The organism is Mesorhizobium sp. LSJC269B00, from assembly GCF_000502815.1.
GTDB lineage: Bacteria > Pseudomonadota > Alphaproteobacteria > Rhizobiales > Rhizobiaceae > Mesorhizobium.
In genome coordinates, this window is sequence record NZ_AYVN01000003.1 from 392,169 (window position 1) to 411,711 (window position 19,543).

The following is a 19,543-nucleotide window of genomic DNA, read 5'->3' on the forward strand; positions in this document are numbered from 1 at the left end:
CGCCGGATGGGTTGCGGCGCCCCATGAATTGGCGCTGTGCCGGGCGCGCGGATGTGCAAATATCGACGCCAGGCAAATGGGAGGACCATGGTCATGACCGATGCTGGGATGTTGCGGTTTCATGTGCCGGAGCCGGAAGTGCGGCCGGGCGGAACGCCCGACTTCTCCAACGTGCCGATCCCCAAGGCCGGCTCGGTGCCGCGACCGGACATCGATGTCGATCCGCGCACCATCCGCGACATGGCGTTTTCGATCATCCGTGTGCTCAACCGCACCGGTGAGGCGGTCGGGCCGTGGGCCGGGCTGCTCACCGACGAGGAGCTGCTCGAGGGGTTGCGCCACATGATGACGCTGCGCAGCTTCGATGCGCGCATGCAGATGGCGCAGCGCCAGGGCAAGACCTCGTTCTACATGCAGCATCTGGGCGAAGAGGCGGTGAGCTGCGCTTTCCGCAAGGCGCTGGCGCCAGGCGACATGAATTTCCCGACCTATCGGCAAGCCGGCCTGCTCATCGCCGACGGCTATCCGATGGTCACGATGATGAACCAGATCTATTCCAACGAGGCCGATCCGCTCAAAGGGCGGCAGCTGCCGATCATGTATTCGTCGAAGGAGCATGGCTTCTTCTCGATCTCCGGCAATCTGGCGACGCAATACATCCAGGCGGTCGGCTGGGCGATGGCTTCCGCTATCAGCAACGATTCGAAAATCGCGGCGGCGTGGATCGGCGACGGCTCGACGGCCGAATCCGATTTCCATTCCGCACTGGTGTTCGCCTCAACCTACAAGGCGCCGGTCATCCTCAACGTCGTCAACAACCAGTGGGCGATCTCGACGTTTCAAGGCATTGCGCGTGGCGGCTCCGGCACCTTTGCCGCGCGCGGACTCGGCTTCGGCATTCCGGCGCTGCGCGTCGACGGCAATGATTATCTCGCCGTGCATGCCGTGGCCAAATGGGCGGCGGAGCGGGCGCGGCAGAATCTCGGGCCGACGCTGATCGAATATGTCACCTACCGTGCCGGCGCGCATTCGAGCTCGGACGATCCGTCGGCCTATCGGCCGAAGACGGAATCCGACGCCTGGCCGCTCGGCGATCCGGTGATGCGGCTGAAGAACCATCTGATCCAACGCGGCGTCTGGTCGGACGAGCGTCACGCCCAGGCCGAAGCGGAAATCCTCGAGACGGTGATCGCGGCGCAGAAGGAAGCTGAAGGCCACGGCACGCTGCATGCCGGCGGCAAGCCGTCGACGCGCGAGATGTTCGAGGGCGTGTTTGCCGAGATGCCGCCGCATCTCAGGCGCCAGCGCCAGCAGGCGGGAGTCTGACCATGCCGAGACGGACCATGATCGAGGCGATCCGCGACGCCATGGACGTGTCGATGGCGCGCGACGAACGCGTCATCGTCTATGGCGAGGATGTCGGCTTCTTCGGGGGTGTCTTCCGCTGCACGGCAGGCCTGCAAGCGAAGTACGGCAAGAGCCGCTGCTTCGATGCGCCGATCAACGAATCCGGCATTGTCGGCTCCGCCATCGGCATGGCCGCCTATGGGCTGAAGCCATGCGTGGAAATTCAGTTTGCCGACTACATGTACCCGGCTTACGACCAGCTGACGCAGGAAGCAGCACGCCTGCGCTACCGCTCGAACGGCGATTTCACCTGCCCGATCGTTGTCCGCATGCCGACCGGCGGCGGCATTTTTGGCGGCCAGACGCACAGCCAGAGCCCGGAAGCGCTGTTCACCCATGTGTCGGGGCTGAAGACGGTGGTGCCGTCCAATCCTCATGATGCCAAGGGGCTGCTGATCGCGGCGATCGAGGATCCCGATCCGGTGATTTTTCTGGAGCCGAAGCGGCTCTATAACGGACCGTTCGATGGCCATCACGACCGACCGGTGACGCCATGGTCGAAGCATGAACTGGGCGAGGTCGCCGACGGCCATTACACGGTGCCGCTCGGCAAGGCGGCGATCCGCCGGGCGGGCTCGGCCGTCACCGTGCTCGCCTACGGCACCATGGTCTATGTCGCGCAGGCGGCCGTGGAAGAAACCGGCATCGATGCCGAGATCATCGATTTGCGGACCCTGCTGCCGCTCGATCTCGACGCGATAGTCGCTTCGGTGAAGAAGACCGGACGCTGCGTCGTCGTGCACGAGGCGACACTGACCTCCGGCTTCGGCGCCGAGCTGTCGGCGCTGGTGCAGGAAAATTGTTTCTACCATCTGGAAGCGCCGGTGGCGCGCGTTACCGGTTGGGACACGCCCTACCCGCATGCGCAGGAATGGGATTATTTCCCGGGGCCGGCCCGTGTCGGCCGCGCGCTTCTCGAAACCATGGGAGCCTAGGGATGGGCGAACACATCATCAAGCTGCCGGATGTCGGTGAAGGCGTCGCCGAGGCCGAACTTGTGGAATGGCACGTCAAGGTCGGCGACCTCGTGCGCGAGGACGCTTTGCTCGCCGCCGTGATGACCGACAAGGCGACGGTGGAAATACCTTCGCCGGTCGATGGCGAGATCCTGTGGCTGGGCGCCGAGATCGGCGACACGGTGGCGATCGGCTCGCCCATCGTGCGGCTGAAAGTGGCGGGGGAGGGCAATGTCGCCGAAGGCTCGAAATCGTCAGAGGTCACGGCGGCACCGACCCCCACCCCTGCCGGGGCGAGCCACGGGTCTCGCCCGTCCTCCGGACCCCCACAAGAGGGAGGCGTTTCGGCCACGAAATCCGACGCCAAGTCGCCACCACCTGCACCAGCAGCCAAAAGCGCACGGGCAGCTGAGACTGAATCCCCCTCCCCCTTGTGGGGAGGGGCTAAGGGTGGGGGTGCTGCGCCGACATCTAAAGGTGCGGCACCCTCCGGCGCGCCGCGCCCGGAGGGCGAAAAGCCCCTGGCGTCGCCCGCCATCCGGCTCAGGGCGAAGGAGGCGGGGATCGATCTGCGCCAGGTGTCGGGTACCGGCCCTGCCGGCCGCATCAGCCACGAAGATATCGAGGCATTCCTGGCACGCGGACCGCAGGTAGCGAAGGCGTCGGGTCTGGCGCGCAATGACAGCGTCGAGGATATCAAGGTCATCGGACTGCGGCGCAAGATCGCCGAAAAAATGTCGCTGGCGAAGTCACGCATCCCGCACATCACCTATGTCGAGGAGATCGACGTCACAGCACTTGAGGAGTTGCGCGCGGCGCTCAACAAGGAAAAGCGCAAGGGTGTGGAGAGGCCGAAGCTGACGCTGCTGCCGTTCCTGATGCGGGCGATGGTCAAGGCGATTGCCGACCAGCCCAACATCAACGCGCTGTTCGACGACGAGGCCGGCATCATCCATCAGCATGGCGGCGTCCATATCGGCATTGCCGCGCAGACGCCGTCGGGCCTGGTGGTGCCGGTGGTCAAGCACGCCGAGGCGCGCGACCTCTGGGATTGCGCGGCCGAGCTCAACCGCCTGGCCGAAGCGGCGAAGTCCGGCACGGCCAGCCGCGACGAGCTGTCGGGATCGACCATCACCATCACCTCGCTCGGCGCCATGGGCGGCGTGGCGACGACGCCGGTCATCAATCATCCTGAGGTGGCGATCGTCGGCGTCAACAAGATGATGGTGCGGCCGGTCTGGGACGGCACCCAGTTCATCCCGCGCAAGATGATGAACCTGTCATCGAGCTTCGATCACCGGGTGGTCGACGGCTGGGATGCGGCGGTGTTTGTGCAGCGGATCAAGGCGCTGATTGAGACGCCAGCGCTGATATTTGTGGATTGAGGGGCGGAACGACCGAGATGACGGCGGGACAGCGCCCCCCTCTGCCTTACCAGGCATCTCCCCCACAAGGGGGGAGATTGGACGTCACGCAGGGTTTCGCCAATCTCCATCGTTGCAGGAATGAGCGAAGCGAAGAAGCTGCTGATCTCCCCCCTCGTGGGGGAGATGTCCGGCAGGACAGAGGGGGGCGCGAAGGATCGCGACGGAACATTCCCTCGCATCAAAGGGTCACGCCATGAAAGAAATCTCCTGCAAGCTGCTGGTCATCGGCGCCGGGCCCGGCGGCTACGTCTGCGCTATCCGTGCCGGCCAGCTCGGCATCGATACGGTGATCGTCGAAGCCGGCAAACCGGGCGGCACCTGTCTCAATGTCGGCTGCATCCCGTCCAAGGCGATGATCCATGCGGCGGAAGAGTTCGAGAAGGTCGCGCATATGGCCGGCGGCAGCAGTCCGCTCGGCATTTCTGTGGCGGCTCCGGTGCTCGATCTCGGCAAGACGGTTGCGTGGAAGGACGGCATTGTTAGCCGGCTGACCGGGGGCGTTGCCGGGCTACTGAAGAAGGCCAAGGTCAAGACCGTCTATGGCTGGGCGACGTTCCGCGACGGCAAGACCGTCGCGGTCGAGACCGAGACCGGCACCCAGATCATCCGCGCCGAAACGGTTGTGATCGCCACCGGCTCGGCGACGGTGGAACTGCCGTTCCTGCCGTTCGGCGGCCCGGTGATTTCATCCACAGAAGCGCTGGCTCTCGGCGAGGTGCCGAAAAAGCTCGCCGTGGTCGGCGGCGGCTATATCGGGCTGGAACTAGGCATGGCGTTCGCCAAAATGGGCGCCGCGGTGACCGTGGTCGAGGCGCTGCCGCGCGTGCTGGCGCAATATGATGCGGAACTGACCCGGCCGGTGGTGAAACGGCTGGCCCAGCTCGGCGTCGAGGTGATGCTTGGCGCCAAGGCCGAGGGGCTCAAGGGCGACGCGCTGCTGGTCGAGACCGCGGACGGCAAGAGCACCAAAATCGCGGCAGACAAGATCCTGGTCACGGTCGGCCGCAAGCCGGTGACGGAGGGCTGGGGCCTCGATCAGATCGATCTCGACATGGCCGGCAAGTTCATCAAGATCGACGACCAGTGCCGCACCTCGATGCGCGGCATCTATGCCATTGGCGACGTCACCGGCGAGCCGATGCTGGCGCACCGGGCGATGGCGCAAGGCGAAATGGTGGCCGAGATCGTCGCCGGCCACAAGCGCAGCTGGGACAAGCGCTCGATCCCGGCCGTCTGCTTCACCGATCCGGAGCTGGTGACGGCAGGGCTAACGCCGGAGGAGGCGAAGGCTTCAGGCGAAATCAAGATCGGCCAGTTCCCCTTCGCCGCCAACGGCCGGGCGATGACGAAACTCGGCGAGGACGGGTTTGTTCGTGTTGTCGCCCGCGCGGACAACCATCTGGTGCTGGGCATCCAGGCGGTCGGGCAAGGCGTGTCGGAACTGGCGGCGGCGTTCGGCCTAGCGCTGGAAATGGGCGCGCGGCTGGAGGATATCGCCGGGACCATCCATGCGCATCCGACGCAAGGCGAAGGCTTCCAGGAAGCGGCGCTGAAGGCGCTGGGCCACGCGCTGCATATTTGAAGTGCGCTTACCCTTCCCCTTGTGGGGAGGGTCGATCCGCGTAGCGGAGCGGGGTGGGGGTCCTCGCCGACCGTCAGCGCTCACCCCCACCCCGTCTCGCCATCTCCGCTTCGCTCCGATTGCGCGCCGACCCTCCCCACAAGGGGGAGGGTGAAGTAGCTCAGCTTGCGAGCCGGCTCACCATCTCGTGCTGCGCATAAGCGCGCCCAAAACGATTGGCGAGAAACGCATCCAGCGCGATGTCTTCCTGCTTGACGAAACCGGTCGCCGGCAAGGTGCCGTCGGCCAGCATGTCGAGCACGGCGCAGATGCCGGACGCGGTGGTGATCTGGATTGCGCTGCGCACCTGGTTGCCGATGCGCTGCGAATAGATCTTGTTGGCGTAGGTTTCCTGCAGCAGGCGGCCATTGCGGCGGCCCGAGACGGTGACGAAGACGATGACCACGTCCTGCAGCGTTGCCGGCAGGGCGCTCTCGAAGATATCCTTCAGCACGTCGCGGCGGTGGCGCAGGCCGAGATCGTTGAGCAGCGCCTTCATGATCGCCGCGTGGCCGGGATAGCGGATGGTGCGGTAGTTCAGCGTGCGCACCTTGCCCTTCAGCGTCTCGGCCAGCGTGCCGAGACCGCCAGAGGTGTTGAAGGCCTCATAGGTGACGCCGTCGAGCGAGAACTCTTCGCGCTCCTCCAGCGGCGGCACCTCGATCAGCTCGCCCTCGACGATCGCCTCGCAGGGTTCGCAATATTCGTTGATGACGCCGTCGGTGCTCCAGGTCAGATTGTAGTTCAGCGCATTGGACGGGTATTGCGGCAGCGCGCCGACGCGCATGCGAACGCTTTCCAGCGTGTCGAAGCGGCTGGCGAGATCGTTGGCGACGATCGAGATGAAGCCCGGCGCCAGGCCGCATTGCGGAATGAAGGCGCTGTTGCCCGACTTGGCCAGCTCCTTGACGCGGCGGGTCGAGACGACATCCTCGGTCAAATCGAGATAGTGCACGCCGGTGGCGGCGGCCGCTTCGGCGATGCGCGTGGTCAAATGGAAGGGGGCGGCGCTCAGCACGGCGAAGGCGCCGGCAAGGGCGGCCTCGAGTGCGCCCGGCGCTGCGATATCGAGCTCCAGCCCCTCGACGCCGGCGGGAAGTTCGGCCGCGGCAAGCTGCGCCGCCGCGCGGTCGATAACGGTGACGTGGTAGTCGCCGCTGTCGGCGAGCATGCCTGCAATGGTGGAGCCGATCTTGCCGGCGCCGACGACGATGATTTTCTTCATGACCTTGCCCCTCGTGAAAACTCTTTGGCCCAGACCGCCGCGCGGTGGACGCGATGCCTTCAAGAATCGCAGCTTGCCTGTCGAAAGGAAGCGTGGGATCGTTCGAAATGAACCCTGCAATTGAACGATACGCCGACGAGGTTCGTCGAAATGCTCAGTGACGCCGAACAAAAACTGCTTTCCCTGCTGCGCGCCAATGCCCGCGCGTCGACCACTGAGCTGGCGCGCCAGCTCGGCGTTTCGCGCACGACGGTGCAGAGCCGGATCGAGCGGCTGGAACAGCGCGGCATCATCACCGGCTATGGCGTGCGGATGGCGCCGGACTACGAGCAGGGGCTTGTGCGGGCGCATGTGCTGCTCACCGTCACGCCCAAGCTCGCCGACAAGGTGGTGCGGGCGCTGCAGGCGCTGCCGCCGGTACGGACGCTGCACTCGGTGAGCGGCAATTTCGACATGATCGTCATCGTCGACGCGCCGTCGATCAGGGATCTGGATGCGTTGCTGGACGAGATCGGGGCGATGGACGGGGTCGAGCGGACGTCGTCGTCGATTATTTTGTCGACACGGATCGATCGGTAGGTGGAACGCATGAGCCGCTAATCTCCCCCGTGCGGGGGAGATGGCCGGCAGGCCAGAGGGGGTCGGTTCGACTGGGCTCGGCCTACCTGCCGCTGCAGAAGGAGGTTAGCGCTCCACGCGAGGCGACCCCCTCTGTCGCCTTCGGCGACATCTCCCCCTCAAGGGGGGAGATTAGCTGCTAAGCCCGCCGCCTTTCCGGCCCGCTATCCAGCCACGCCACATCCTCCGCCGACAGCCTGATATCCAGCGCCTTCAAACTGTCCTCCAACTCGTCCAGCGTGCGCGGGCCGATCAACGGCACCGACGGAAAGGGCTGCGCCAGCACATAGGCGAGCGCGATGTGGATCGGACTTTTGCCCAGGCGCTGCGCCAGCTCGATGGCGCGGTCGCGGCGGCCGAAATTTTTCTCGGAATACCAGACCCGCACCAGCTCCTCATTGTCCTGCTTGTCGCGGCCGGCGCGGTCGGTGAAGAAGCCGCGGCCCTGGCTCGACCAGGCGAAGTTGGGCATCTGCCTTTTCGTCAGCCAGGATTTCCAGTCGTCGGTGGACGAGGTGATGCAGCCGGCCCAGATCGGCTCCAGCATCTCGGCCAGCGAGAAATTGTTGGAGAGCACGCCGGGCTTCTGCTTGCCGGTGCGCTCGGCATAGGCAATCGCCTCGTCCATGCGCGCCATCGTCCAGTTCGAGCCGCCGAACGGGCCACGGATGCGGCCGGCCTTGACCTCGGCGTCCATCGCATCGACGAATTCGCCGACCGGCACATCGGGGTTGTCGCGGTGCATGAAATAGAGGTCGACATGGTCGGTCTGCAGCCGGTCCAACGACTGGGCGAGCTGCTTGCCGATGACATCGGGATAACAGAGCGGCGAGTGCGCGCCCTTGGCGATGATCACCGACTGCTCGCGCACGCCGCGATTCCTGAGCCACTGGCCAAGCAGCGTTTCGGTGTAGCCGGCGCCGTAGACATAGCCGGTGTCGAACAGATTGCCGCCGGCCTCGAAGAAGGCGTCGAGCAGGATTGCGCCCGACGAGAAGGTGCGGAAATCCTCGAAGCCGAGCGCCACCACGGAGGCCGGCTTCGACAGGCCCGGAATCTTGCGCTTGCCGATGGCGGTGCCGCCGGTGCGCAGCGGCCGGCCCGAAAGGGTGTTGGTTCGCTTAGCCGGCTTTTCGATTTCATATTCGAGCCCTACGGCAGCGCGCCATTTGTCGAGCACACGCAGCGTGCCGAGACTGTCGGCCCAGCCCATGCCCGGCCAGGCGAATTCCTGTTTGCCGGCCAGGATCGCCTCGCCGGCGGCGTCGACCTCAAAGGAATAGAGATGGCGGGTTTCGTTGAGGCTGATGGTCTCGCGCGTGTCGTCGGCGAGAATTACATCGATCCGGCCAGGGCCGCCATCGCGGTTGCCGCCGCCGGCGAACCAGAAATCCGGCACCTCGATGCGGCCCTTGGTGCCGAGGATGCGCAGGACATTGTCCTGTTTGAGCGAGATGCTGCAGGATACCTCGGCAACGATTCCACCGGGAAAATGCAGCAGCGCCGAGGCCCATTCGTCGACGCCGGACTTGCCGAGATGGGCGGTGCCGACAACCTTGTCCGGCTCGGCGAAGGGTTTGCCTGTGGCAGCGCCCGCGATCAGCCGCACCATGGAGACGGGATAGCCGCCGACGTCGAGAATGCCGCCACCGGCGAGATCGTTGGCGTAGAGCCGGTGCTCGGGCATGAAGCCCGGCATGGCGAAGCCGAAGCTCGACTTGATCAGCCTGACATCGCCAATGACGCCCGACTGGATCACCTCGACCAGCTTCGCCGTCTGCGGGTGCAGGCGGTACATGAAGGCTTCGCCGAGGAAGGTGCCGGCCTTGCGCGCGGCATGGATCATGGCGTCGGCCTCGAAGGCGGTCAGCGCCAGCGGCTTTTCGCACAGCACATGCTTGCCGGCTTCCGCCGCCTTGATTCCCCATTCGGCATGGCCGGGATGCGGGATGGCGATATAGACGGCGTCGACCTCGGGGTCGGCGAGCAGCGCGTCGTAACCGTCGAGGATGCGGGCGCCGGGAAACGTCTCGGCCAGGCCTGCCTTGCCGGGATTGCGGGCGCCGAGCGCCACGATCGTGCCGGTGCGCGAGCCTGCCACGCCGCGGGCGAACGCTTTGGCGATGTCGCCGGGCCCAAGTATCCCCCAGCGGAGGGGCGCGGTTGCAGTCATGATCATTCTCCTTGCAAGGCTGGAAGCGCTCAGCGCAGCCGCTGGCCGTCTTCATCGAACAGATAGGATTTGCGGATGGACACGGTGATCTCCTGGGTGTCGGGGACCTTTGCCGCGTCGCGCTGGATCACCAGGTCTTCGCCATGGGCGGTCCTGGCATAGATGAAGCTGGTGCCGCCGAGATGCTCGACCACGTCGATGCCGACGGTGAGGTCGGCTTCGCCTTCGCCGCCATTGCCGAAATGTTCGGGCCGCACGCCGACAATGACCTTGGCTCCTGTTTCTGGCACGGCGCCGGTCAACGGTTGCATAATGCGGGTCTTTTCCTCGCCTACCAGCTCGACGGTGACGCTGCTCGTGTTGCGCCCGACGACGCGGCCCTTGATGAAATTCATCTTCGGCGAGCCTACAAAGCCGGCGACGAACTGGTTGTCGGGATTGTCGTAGAGATCGAGCGGCCGGCCGATCTGCTCGACATGGCCGCCGCGCAGCACGACGATCCGGTCGGCCAGCGTCATCGCTTCGGTCTGGTCGTGGGTGACATAGATCATCGTCGTGCCGAGCTCCTTGTGCAGGCGCGAGATCTCGACCCGCATCTGGACGCGCAGCTCGGCGTCGAGATTGCTCAACGGCTCGTCGAACAGGAAGACTTGCGGTTCGCGCACGATGGCGCGGCCAATGGCGACGCGCTGGCGCTGGCCGCCGGACAATTGCCTGGGCCGCCGCGTCATCAACTCTGTGATGCGCAGGATTTCGGAGGCCCGCTTCACCCGCCGCTCGGTGTCCTCCTTGGGGTTGCCGGTCATCCTGAGGCCAAAGCTCAGATTCTGCTCCACGCTCATGTGCGGGTAGAGCGCGTAGGACTGGAACACCATGGCGATGCCGCGCTCGGCCGGCTCGACATCGTTCATCACCTTGCCGCCAATGGCGATCTCGCCGCCGCTGATATCCTCCAGCCCGGCGATCATCCTGAGCAGCGTCGATTTTCCACAACCCGACGGGCCGACAAAGACGACGAACTCGCCATCGGCGATATCGATGTTGGCGCCATGGATGATCTCATAGACGCCGAAGCGTTTTACGACATTGGTGAGGGTGACTGCCGCCATATCGCTCTAGTCCTACTTGACGGCGCCGGCGGCGATGCCGGCGATGAAATGGCGCTGCAGCAGAACGAAGACGACCAGCATCGGCACGGTCAGCATGACGGCGCCGGCCATGATGCCGCCCCATGAGACCTTGGTCAGGCCGATCAGCGTGCCCAGCGCCACCGGTGCGGTCATCGCGCCGGGCTGGCTGTTGATCAAAAGCGGCCAGAGATAATTGTTCCACGAAGCGAGGAACAGAATGATGGCGAGCGCCGCCAGCATCGGCCGCGCCAGTGACAAAGCGACGAACAGGAAGATGCGCCATTCCTTGACGCCTTCGACACGTGCCGCGTCGAAGAGGTCGGCCGGCATCATCGAGAAAGCCTGGCGCATGAACAGCACGCCCAGCGAATTGAACAAGGGTGGCACGATCAACGCAATCCAGGTGTTGGCGAGCTGGAAGTCGCGCGCCACCATGATGAATTGCGGGATCAGCACCACCGCATAGGGCAGCGTGATGGTGCCGAGGATGATCGCCACCACCGCGCCCTTGCCGAAGAACTGATAGCGGGCGAGCGCCCAGCCGGCCATCGAGGTCAGCAGCACCGAGAAGAAGGTGTAGGTCACCGCCACCGCCACCGAAATGCCGATGGCGCCGACGAAATTGGTGTCGCGCTGCAGGTTGTTGAAATTGTCGACGAAATTGCCGTGCGGCAGAAGCTCGATGCCGGGGCTGAAAATGCCGTTGTCGGGCATGGTCGAAAACACCACCATCATCCACAGCGGAAACAGCCAGATCACCGCCAGCGGCGTCAGGACCAGATGCAGCAGGACGCTACGGCCGAGCCGGCGTTGCGAGAGCGAACTCACTTCGGCTCCCCTCTCATTTCGGCTCTCTTGTCAGCCACAGCTGCACCAGCGTGATGGCGATGGCCAGCCCCGCCATCGTGTAGGCGACGGCCGAGGCGTAGCCGAAATTGAGCGAGCGAAAACCCTGGCGGTAGAGCAGCAGGCCAAGCGTCTCGGTGCCGCCGCCGGGGCCGCCGCGCTCGGTGATCAGGAACGGCTCGGTGAACAGCTGCATGGTGCCGATGATCGACAGCACGGCGCAAAACACGATGACCGGCTTGAGCAGCGGCAGCGTTATGTAGAAGAACTGCTTGAGCTTGCTGACGCGGTCGAGCGTCGCTGCTTCATAGACATCCTCGGGGATCGACTGCAGGCCGGCGAGCAGGATGATGGCGTTGTAGCCGGCCCAGCGCCAGGTTACCGCGATCATGATCAGCGCCATCGCCGGTGTGACGTTGGAGAACCAGTCGATCTTGGCCAGGCCGACGCCGGCGAGCAATTTGTTGATGATGCCGAAATCGAGATTGAACATCAGCCGGAACACGGCGGAATAGGCGACCTCGCCGACCACCACCGGAGCGAAGAAGGCGAAGCGGTAGAGGCCACGTGCTTTCAGCAGCGGCGAGTTCAGCAGCACCGCCATGATGATCGCCAGCGAGATCATCACCGGCACCTGGATGACGAGGATGAGCAGCGTGTTCTTCAGCGCGTTGAAGAAAGCGGGGTCGCCGATCAGGCGGCCCCAGTTGAACGTCGGCGCAAAGCGCCAGGGCACCGTGCGCGTCGCCTGGAAGGAAATCATGAACGAGGAGATGATCGGCCACACCCAGAAGATGGCGAAGATCAGGAGGTAGGGCGTGAGGAAGCGATAGGCCGTGGCGTTCTGGTAGCGCATGGTTTCCTCCTCCTTCCGCTTTCCCGGTTGATCCGGTGTGTTGTTGGCTGGCGTCAATTATTAAGGCTTGGCGCCGCCCCTCATCCCCCTGCCGGGACCTTCTCCCCGTATAGTGACGGGGAGAAGGGGCTTGTTGGGACGCCGCCGGCGATTGGCGAACTGTTGGGCGAGAGCGTCCCCTCTCCGTCACTATACGGGGAGAGGATGCCGGCAGGCAGGTGAGGGGCAGCGCCAACGGTCCGGCAAATTGCCCTATATCTGGCCCGCCAACATCTCCGCCTTGGTCACTTGATCGGCAGTCCCGTCGCCGAAGCGATCTGGCTGGCGGCGTCGTCGAGGGCGGCCTTGGCATCGGGATAGCCGCCGCCGAGATATTTGGTCTGCACGGCGCGCATGATGATTTCGGCGTCGCTCTGGAACGGCGTGCCGCGGCTCGGCACCACCTTGGGCAGCGTGGCGAGAATGTCCTTCCACACTGCCTGGCCGCCCCAATAGGGCAGGCCCTGCGAGACGTAGGGGTCGTCGAGGGCCGAGATCAGTGACGGCACCAGGCCGAAATCCCTGAGCATGGTGATCTGGCCTTCATTGGTCTCGAGCGTGTATTTCAGATAGGCGTAGGCGGCCTCCTTGTTCTTCGAGGCTGAGGTGATGGCGAGCGACGAGCCGCCGAGATTGGCCGCGCGCGGGCCGTCGGCGGTGAGGCTCGGCATCAGATAGACACCCCATTTGCCGTTTTCGCCGGCCGATTCGGTGCGGATGGTGCCCTCATACCAGCCGCCATAGACCTGGGTGGCGACGGTGCCGGCGGTGTTGTTGGTGATCTTGGTGCCCCAGTCGGCCGACGAGATGATGCCGGCGTCCTTCATGTCCTTGATCTTGGCCAGCGTGTCGACGCATTTCGGCTGGTTGACGGTGATCGACTGCCCATCGGCGGCGAAATAGCCGCAGCCCTGTTCGTTGGAAATCATGCGGAAGAATTCGGTGTCGCCGTTGAAATCGGCATTGGTCATGGTGACGCCGGGATTGGCGGCCTGGACCTTCTTGCCGGCGGCGATGAAGTCGTCCCAGGTCTTGATCGAGGCCGGATCGACGCCGGCCTTCTCGTAGAAGTCGCGGCGGTAGAAGGCGGCGACTGGGCCGGAATCCCACGGCATGGCATAGGCCTTGTCGCCGACCTCCAGTTCGGTGCGCTTGAAATCCGGGAATTTCTTCTGGTCGTCGGCGGTGTAGCCCAGCGTGTGCAAATCGACGAAGCAATCGGGGAACTGGCTCCAGTAGTTCTCGGCCTCGCCGTTTTCGATCGAGACGATATCGGGTAGGCCGACGCCGCCGGCCGCACAGCCGGCGATCGACTTGTCATAGGTGGGCTGGTTGCCGAGATCCTGAACGGTGACCTTGATGTCGGGATACTGCTTGTTGAAGCCGGCCACCGTCGCCTTCAGCGACGAAGCGGCGATATTCCAGCTCCAGATCGTGATTTCGCCGGACTGCGCCAAAGCCGGGGCTGAGCCCAGGCCAAGCGCCAGCGCGGCACAGATCAGTGTCGTGCGCATTGAAATCCTCCCATTTCATTTGCTCTCTCTTCGCGAGCATGGCTAGACTAGGCGGCGCGGAAGGCTTGTCCCTGACAACGGGAATAAAAGATGGGCGGAAAGTAAGATGCCGGAACGGCCGTTTTACCAGCCTGGCGCCAGCAGCGTCGAAGGCCTGCCGATGGCTTTGCAGATGTTTCACAACCATCCGCTGGTGATGCTGAAGCCGCATTGGCATGCCCAGGTCGAGGTCAATTTCATCGTCCGCGGCAGCGTGCATTACCGCATGAACGAGCACGAGATTTCGCTGTCGGCCGGCGACATGTGCCTGTTCTGGGGCGGGCTGCCGCACCAGATGGACGATCTCTCCGACGACGCCATCTATGCCGGCGCGCATCTGCCGCTGGTGCATTTCTTCCGCCTGCACCTGCCGACGGATGTCCGCCACCGGCTGATGACGGGCGCCACGCTGGTGACATCGGCGACCGACCAGGCCGACCATCACAATTTCGAACGCTGGAACCGCTATTTCCGCTCGGGCGATCCGGCGATAACCGAGCACGCCGTGAACGAGCTGCTGCTGCGGTTGGAGCGGGTGCGCTTCGAGCCCTACCAGCTGGTGCCGGAAACCGCCATCGGCCAGGAACCCGGCGGCCCGTTCGACCAGCAATCGCTGCGCAATGTCGGGCGCATGTGCGACTTCATCGCCGGGAATTTCCTCTACGAGATAGACTGCGTCGACATCGCGGCGGCGGCCGACATCCATCCCAAATACGCCATGAGCATTTTCAAGAAGTCGACCGGCATGACGCTCAACGAATATATGAACCTGTTGCGGCTGAGCTATGCGCAGGCGCTTTTGATGCATGAAGACGCCAATGTGCTGCGCGTCGCCATGGATTCCGGCTTCGGCTCGCTCAGCGCCTTCAACAAATCCTTCCGCAAACTGGCAGGGATGTCGCCCTCGGATTTTCGCCGGGGTGCGGTGGGCCGATAGGTTCAACGATCATCTTGATCAACCCGCAGCCGTTCCGGGTGGAAACATGTGCAAGGCTAATCGCGACCGCCTTTGTCGGATGCGATCATCAACTTGGAGAAAGTTGTCAGCGACTTGGCGTTTCATGAGCGCCTTCCCCCACTCCGTCGCTGCTTCGCTCGACGGAGTGGGGTCGACCTGGCTCTGGCGTTGTCATTTCAAGCCGGGACCGGTGCCCTCCGCCCGAGGAAACCCGACAATTACCGCCAGCCCAGGCCGGCGATCCTCCAGCGCAATCGTTGCACCATGCAGGTCGGCGATGGCCCGCACAAGGCTGAGGCCCAGGCCGCTGCCGGGCGTGGTGCGGCTGGAGTCCAGCCGGTAGAGCCGCTGGAACACTTTTTCGCGCTCCTGCGCCGGGATGCCGGGGCCATTGTCGGCGACCTCAGCCAGAATGCGGTCGCCTTGCCGCCGCACCGATAGAAGGATTGCCGTGCCATGGGGGCAATGCCGCAGCGCGTTCTCAACCAGATTGGCAAACAATTGCGTCAGCAGGTCGCGGTCGCCGTGGACCAGGCATGGGGTGCCGTGGACGATCGTGGCCGACAGCGACTTGCCGTCATCCTCGGCGACACCGGCGTAGATTTCGGCAATGGCATCGATGACGCCGGTGAGGTCGAGATCGACAAAGCGCGACTTGCGGGCGCCGGCCTCGATCTGGGCAATACGCAACAGCGCATCGAAAGTATCGTTGATCTGCAGGCTTTCCCCACGTGCCTCCGCCAGCTCATCGGCAACGGCCTCACCCCGCGCGGTCCTGTCGGCCGCAGCTTCCAAAATCATCTGCAGCCGGTTGAGCGGCGTCTTCAGATCATGCGCGATGTCGGCGCTGACCTGGCGCATGCCGTCCACCAGCGCCGCCAGCCGCTCCAGCGCGGCGTTGACCTGGCGCGAGACGCCGTCAATGTCGTCGCCATTGCCGAGCAGTGGAATGCGGGCGTCGAGCCGGCCGTTGGAGACATCGTCCATGGTGGTGGCAATGCCGTCGAGGCGACGCTGCACACGCGACGCCAGCAAGGCGCCGCCAGCCACCGCCAGCCCTGAAATGATCAGGGTGGCCCAGCCGAAGCTCATCAAAACGATGCGTTCCAGCTCCTCGGTTTCGGAGAGCGAGAAGGCGATTGTCAGGCTGTTGGGCCCGACCGAACCGGTCCAGGCGCGGTACATAGTGTCCGGCGCAACGCCTGGCAGGGAAGCGGCAAAATCCGAAAAGCCATCGGGAAGGTCGGCGGCGGTGAAATTCCCGGCCAGGCGATTGCCGGCGGGATCGGTGAGCGAGAACAGCTGTTCCTTGCTCGGGCTGAGCGCGGCGTGGCTGTCGACTGCCGAAACCAGATCCTCCCGGTCGTTTCCGGCATAGGTCACCGCCACGACCGAATAGGTCTCCTTGACCGACTGGTCGAGCTGCTCGGCAAGATCCGCGCTCATCAGCTGGTAGACGATGGCGCCTGACAGGATGAAGGCGAGCACGAACAGCAAGGCGAAGGTCAGGGCCAGCCGAAACGGCGTGCTGCGCAGCAGGCGAGAGCCTGTCTCAGTCATAGTGCGTTTCAGTCATGGCAAGCTTCAGTCATGGCAAGTTTCTGTCATGCCGCGCCTCAGTCGTGAACACTGTAGCCAGTGTTGCGCACGGTGTGGATCAACGCGGTTTCGAACGGCCTGTCGATCTTGGCGCGCAGCCGGCTGATATGGGTTTCGACGACGCTGGTCTTGGGGTCGAAGTGAAAATCCCAGACCCGTTCCAGAAGCATGGTGCGGGTGATGACGCGGCCCTCGCCGCGCATCAGCACTTCGAGCAGGCTGAATTCGCGCGGCTGCAGGTCGATCGCCTGGCCCTGCCTGGTGACGCGGCGCTGGATCAGGTCCATTTCGAGGTCTGCGATGCGCAGCGTCGTCTTCAGCTCCTGCACCGCAGGGCGACGGCCGAGCGCGTTGATGCGGGCGAGCAGTTCGGAAAAGGCGAATGGCTTGACGAGATAGTCGTCGCCGCCGGCCTCGAGCCCTTCAACCCTGTCGTCGACGCCGCCGACCGAGGTCAGAAAGATCGCCGGCGTGCGCACGCCCGCCGCCCGCACCGCCTTGATCATCGACAGGCCGTCGAGGCCGGGCAGCATGCGGTCGACGACGATCACGTCATAGGCGTCGCGTGTCGCGGCAAACAGCGCGTCATGCCCGTCGCGCAGCAGATCGCAGACATGCCCGGCTTCGCTCAGGCCCTTGACGACATAGTCTGCGGTCCTGGGGTCATCCTCAACAAGGAGAAGTCGCATCTCTGTTCCGGTCTGTTGCCGAGGCTTTGCCAGAGCGGCATGCTAGCACCGGCGGCGGTCCGTTCCTAGAATATCCGCCGGCGCCTGGTCGCTCGTGGTCGTTGCACATGTCCATAAGTGTCATCCGACCGGATCGCGCGCAGGGACAAGCATCCTGCGCAGCACGGCGTCTTTCAGAATAAAATGATGGAAGAGTGCCGCACCGGCATGAATGCAGATCAGAACGATGAATACCGGCTTTGCCCAAGTATGGACATCGCCCAAGGCAATCGTGGTGGTTTGCAGACGGACGCCCAAATTGTTGACCAGATTGTCGGTGATCAAGGTGCCGACGACGCTGATCAGCACCACCGCCAGCCAATAGGCATGGCACATAACGCTTCTGCGCGAATTGCAGCGCCAGCGCGACGACAAGGATGCCGGTCATGATCAGCGAGGTGACGGTCAGTCCGAAGCCAAGATTGACGGCCAGATAGTCGGCCGCCGTCTCGCTAGTGGGTGGCGAGACACCGGCGCTATGAGCCCTGCCGGGGTGCAGGAACTATGATGAGCTACGCTCCCCCCAAGCCGGCAGCGAAGGCGTTCGACCAGCACAAGCGCCTGCTCGTCATACAAGTGGCGGCAGCCCTCGCCGTCATGCTGTTGCTGTTCACCAAGCCCTTTCTCGTCGAAGGCTCGGACGGGCACGGATACATTGAGGCGCTGGGCATCGGCTTCGTGCTGGTCTGCTTCCTTGGCCGTCTGTGGAGCATTCTCTATGTCGGCGGAAGGAAGAACGACGAGCTGGTCACCATCGGCCCGTTCTCGATGAGCCGGAACCCGCTCTACTTCTTTTCCACGGTCGGCGCGGCGGGCGTCGGGTTGATGTACGGCTCGGTGCTGGTGGCGGCGGCGCTGGCTCTGGTGAGCTACCTGGTGTTCCGGGTGACGGTGCGCAAGGAAGCCGAGTTCCTGTTTGGAAAGTTCGGCCCCGCCTACAGCGTCTATGCCGAACGCACGCCGCCTTTCTGGCCGAACCCGCTGCTGTTTCACGATCAAGCCGAACGCCGGTTCTCGACAAAGGCGTTGCGGCGGACATTCACGGACGGGCTCTATTTCCTGGCGCTGTTCCCGGCCATCGAGACGATTGAGCAGTTGCGGATCAGCGGCATGCTGCCGGTGTTTTTCACCCTCTACTGACCGGAGCGCCGTGCCGCGCGGCGCACGCTGTAGAGCAGGATGACGAGGCAGCCGGGCAGAAGCAGGACGCCGCCGGCAAGCGGCGGCAACGCCAGCAGCTTCACTGCCGCGGCAATCGCTACGATCAACAGCAGCGCCAGCGTCGCAAGGCTGCCGTCGTCGATGAACATGCCGACGAGCTCCTTTAGAATGAGGCGGACGACGTTCATCGAGCAACTCCTTGTGCAGCCTTGGGGTAGCTGGCGCGCAACGAGCGCACCATGGCGAAGCACGCGACGGCGATGATTGCGAAGATGGCCAGCAGCGCCAGATCGGCGCCCGGCCAGTCGGTGCCCAGGCCTTCGCCGGTCCAGAAAATGCCGAAGCTTGTCAACATCAGGCCGACGGCGAATTTGAGCGCGTTTTCCGGCACCCGCGCCAGCGGCCTGTGCACCGCAAGGCCGATGATCGTTACCAGGACGAAGGCTGCCAACGCGCCAAGGCTGGCATAGAAGGTCTGTGCATGCGCGGCGCCGACGGCAATGACGATGAACACCACCTCGACACCTTCGAGCAGCACCGCCTTGAAGGCCGCGAGCCCGGCCAGATAATCGGCGCGGCGGTCATTGGCCTGCTGCTGCAAAGCGGCGGTTTCCTTTGAAAAGGCCGCGTCCTCGTCATGCAGGGCGATGACGCCGACACTGCGCAAAATGGCCTTTCTCAACCAGCGCATGCCAAACAGGACTAGGAGCACGCCGACGACGAACTGCAGCACCGCAATGGGAATCAGCGCCAGCAGCGGTCCGAAGGCCAGCACCAGAGCCGCCAGCACCGCCAGCGCCAGCGCCGCGCCTGTCAGCGCTGGCCGCCAGCTGCGGGTGACGCCTACCGCCAGCACGATGGTGAAGGCCTCGACCACTTCGACGAAGGAGGCAAGGAACGAGGCGGTCACGGTGGAAAGTATGGGCGTCAGGCCGTTCATGAAGGTTTCCTGTCTGCGGGAATCACTAGCCTGAGAAGGATACAGCGCTCCGGCGGAAGGGAGAACGCGCCGGCATCGTCGCCATGGTCTATCTGTTGCGTCAACATCGGTGGCCCGGTCGCCGGCGTCGCTACGAGCTGCTCGGCGTCGGCGACAATTTCAAGCCGATCGTGCTAGGCCTTGTCATTGTGCTCGCCGTCATTCTGGATGCCTATCGGGAAAAGCTGTTGAGGGTGATCCGATAAAGCGCGTCGCGCTTTTTGGTTTTTGTTTTATGGATGTCATTTTCCCAGATCCGCCGGACAC

The 19,543-nt window shown here is 64.1% G+C and carries 17 protein-coding genes and 2 pseudogenes; 8 read left to right on the top strand and 11 right to left on the bottom strand.

The genetic code is table 11. From position 1 onward, the window contains the following. Positions 1-93 precede the first annotated feature (93 nt). From X771_RS154915 to lpdA, 4 genes are all read left to right on the top strand, one after another. A complete protein-coding gene (locus tag X771_RS154915) occupies positions 94-1,326 on the top strand; it encodes a 3-methyl-2-oxobutanoate dehydrogenase (2-methylpropanoyl-transferring) subunit alpha (protein WP_023687602.1) in 1,233 nt (410 codons plus the stop codon). A 2-nt stretch (positions 1,327-1,328) separates the two neighbouring features. After that, the gene (locus X771_RS154910) at positions 1,329-2,342 is read left to right on the top strand and encodes an alpha-ketoacid dehydrogenase subunit beta (protein ID WP_023687603.1); all 1,014 of its coding nucleotides are present in this window, start codon (positions 1,329-1,331) and stop codon (positions 2,340-2,342) included. Between the two features lie 2 nt (positions 2,343-2,344). Next, entirely contained in the window at positions 2,345-3,748 is a 1,404-nt protein-coding gene (locus tag X771_RS154905) for a dihydrolipoamide acetyltransferase family protein (protein WP_023687604.1), read from the top strand. A gap of 235 nt (positions 3,749-3,983) precedes the next feature. Continuing rightward, positions 3,984-5,372 carry a dihydrolipoyl dehydrogenase gene (gene lpdA, locus X771_RS154900; protein WP_023672169.1) on the top strand — a complete coding sequence of 463 codons (1,389 nt, stop codon included), beginning with the start codon at positions 3,984-3,986 and terminating at the stop codon, positions 5,370-5,372. 160 nt (positions 5,373-5,532) lie between these two features. Here the strand turns inward: lpdA and X771_RS154895 are convergent, their stop codons facing one another. Then, positions 5,533-6,636 carry a saccharopine dehydrogenase family protein gene (locus X771_RS154895; RefSeq protein WP_023672168.1) on the bottom strand — a complete coding sequence of 368 codons (1,104 nt, stop codon included), beginning with the start codon at positions 6,634-6,636 and terminating at the stop codon, positions 5,533-5,535. Between the two features lie 150 nt (positions 6,637-6,786). On the opposite strand from X771_RS154895, the gene X771_RS154890 reads away from it, so the two are divergent. Continuing rightward, the gene (locus X771_RS154890) at positions 6,787-7,215 is read left to right on the top strand and encodes an Lrp/AsnC family transcriptional regulator (protein WP_023672167.1); all 429 of its coding nucleotides are present in this window, start codon (positions 6,787-6,789) and stop codon (positions 7,213-7,215) included. 178 nt (positions 7,216-7,393) lie between these two features. Here X771_RS154890 and X771_RS154885 read toward each other — a convergent pair whose 3' ends face one another. The 5 genes from X771_RS154885 to X771_RS154865 all read right to left on the bottom strand — a co-directional run bounded on the left by X771_RS154885 (position 7,394) and on the right by X771_RS154865 (position 13,812). Then, a complete protein-coding gene (locus tag X771_RS154885; protein ID WP_023687605.1) occupies positions 7,394-9,427 on the bottom strand; it encodes an aldo/keto reductase in 2,034 nt (677 codons plus the stop codon). A 29-nt stretch (positions 9,428-9,456) separates the two neighbouring features. Next, complete coding sequence (gene ugpC, locus X771_RS154880; RefSeq protein ID WP_023687606.1) at positions 9,457-10,536, bottom strand: sn-glycerol-3-phosphate ABC transporter ATP-binding protein UgpC; 1,080 nt, start codon at positions 10,534-10,536, stop codon at positions 9,457-9,459. A 12-nt stretch (positions 10,537-10,548) separates the two neighbouring features. Beyond that, a complete protein-coding gene (locus X771_RS154875; protein WP_023687607.1) occupies positions 10,549-11,385 on the bottom strand; it encodes a carbohydrate ABC transporter permease in 837 nt (278 codons plus the stop codon). Positions 11,386-11,398: 13 nt separating this feature from the next. Beyond that, positions 11,399-12,259, bottom strand: a complete 861-nt coding sequence (locus X771_RS154870) for a sugar ABC transporter permease (protein ID WP_023672163.1) — start codon at positions 12,257-12,259, stop codon at positions 11,399-11,401. 284 nt (positions 12,260-12,543) lie between these two features. Continuing rightward, positions 12,544-13,812, bottom strand: coding sequence for an ABC transporter substrate-binding protein (locus X771_RS154865; protein ID WP_023687608.1), 1,269 nt, complete (start codon positions 13,810-13,812; stop codon positions 12,544-12,546). A 106-nt stretch (positions 13,813-13,918) separates the two neighbouring features. Between X771_RS154865 and X771_RS154860 the strand changes: the two genes are divergently transcribed. Continuing rightward, positions 13,919-14,788, top strand: a complete 870-nt coding sequence (locus X771_RS154860; RefSeq protein WP_023687609.1) for a helix-turn-helix domain-containing protein — start codon at positions 13,919-13,921, stop codon at positions 14,786-14,788. A 192-nt stretch (positions 14,789-14,980) separates the two neighbouring features. Here the strand turns inward: X771_RS154860 and X771_RS154855 are convergent, their stop codons facing one another. The 3 genes and pseudogenes from X771_RS154855 to X771_RS1000000169140 all read right to left on the bottom strand — a co-directional run. Next, positions 14,981-16,369 (bottom strand): ATP-binding protein, encoded by a 1,389-nt coding sequence (locus X771_RS154855; protein WP_023687610.1) that lies wholly within the window; start codon positions 16,367-16,369, stop codon positions 14,981-14,983. 56 nt (positions 16,370-16,425) lie between these two features. After that, the gene (locus X771_RS154850) at positions 16,426-17,097 is read right to left on the bottom strand and encodes a winged helix-turn-helix domain-containing protein (protein ID WP_023672160.1); all 672 of its coding nucleotides are present in this window, start codon (positions 17,095-17,097) and stop codon (positions 16,426-16,428) included. 120 nt (positions 17,098-17,217) lie between these two features. Further along, positions 17,218-17,587, bottom strand: a pseudogene (locus X771_RS1000000169140) (hypothetical protein); the annotation flags it as partial. Positions 17,588-17,643: 56 nt separating this feature from the next. On the opposite strand from X771_RS1000000169140, the gene X771_RS154840 reads away from it, so the two are divergent. Beyond that, positions 17,644-18,276, top strand: coding sequence for an isoprenylcysteine carboxylmethyltransferase family protein (locus X771_RS154840; protein WP_023687613.1), 633 nt, complete (start codon positions 17,644-17,646; stop codon positions 18,274-18,276). Here X771_RS154840 and X771_RS154835 read toward each other — a convergent pair. Both X771_RS154835 and X771_RS154830 read right to left on the bottom strand, forming a co-directional pair. Next, positions 18,270-18,485 (bottom strand): hypothetical protein, encoded by a 216-nt coding sequence (locus X771_RS154835; protein ID WP_023672157.1) that lies wholly within the window; start codon positions 18,483-18,485, stop codon positions 18,270-18,272. The two genes, X771_RS154840 and X771_RS154835, sit on opposite strands and share 7 nt — an antisense overlap. Beyond that, entirely contained in the window at positions 18,482-19,237 is a 756-nt protein-coding gene (locus tag X771_RS154830; RefSeq protein WP_023687614.1) for a COG4280 domain-containing protein, read from the bottom strand. The genes X771_RS154835 and X771_RS154830 overlap by 4 nt, the downstream gene beginning before the upstream one ends. A gap of 137 nt (positions 19,238-19,374) precedes the next feature. On the opposite strand from X771_RS154830, the pseudogene X771_RS1000000168050 reads away from it, so the two are divergent. Then, positions 19,375-19,482 (top strand): annotated as a pseudogene (locus tag X771_RS1000000168050) (ABC transporter permease); the annotation flags it as partial. Positions 19,483-19,543 lie beyond the last annotated feature (61 nt).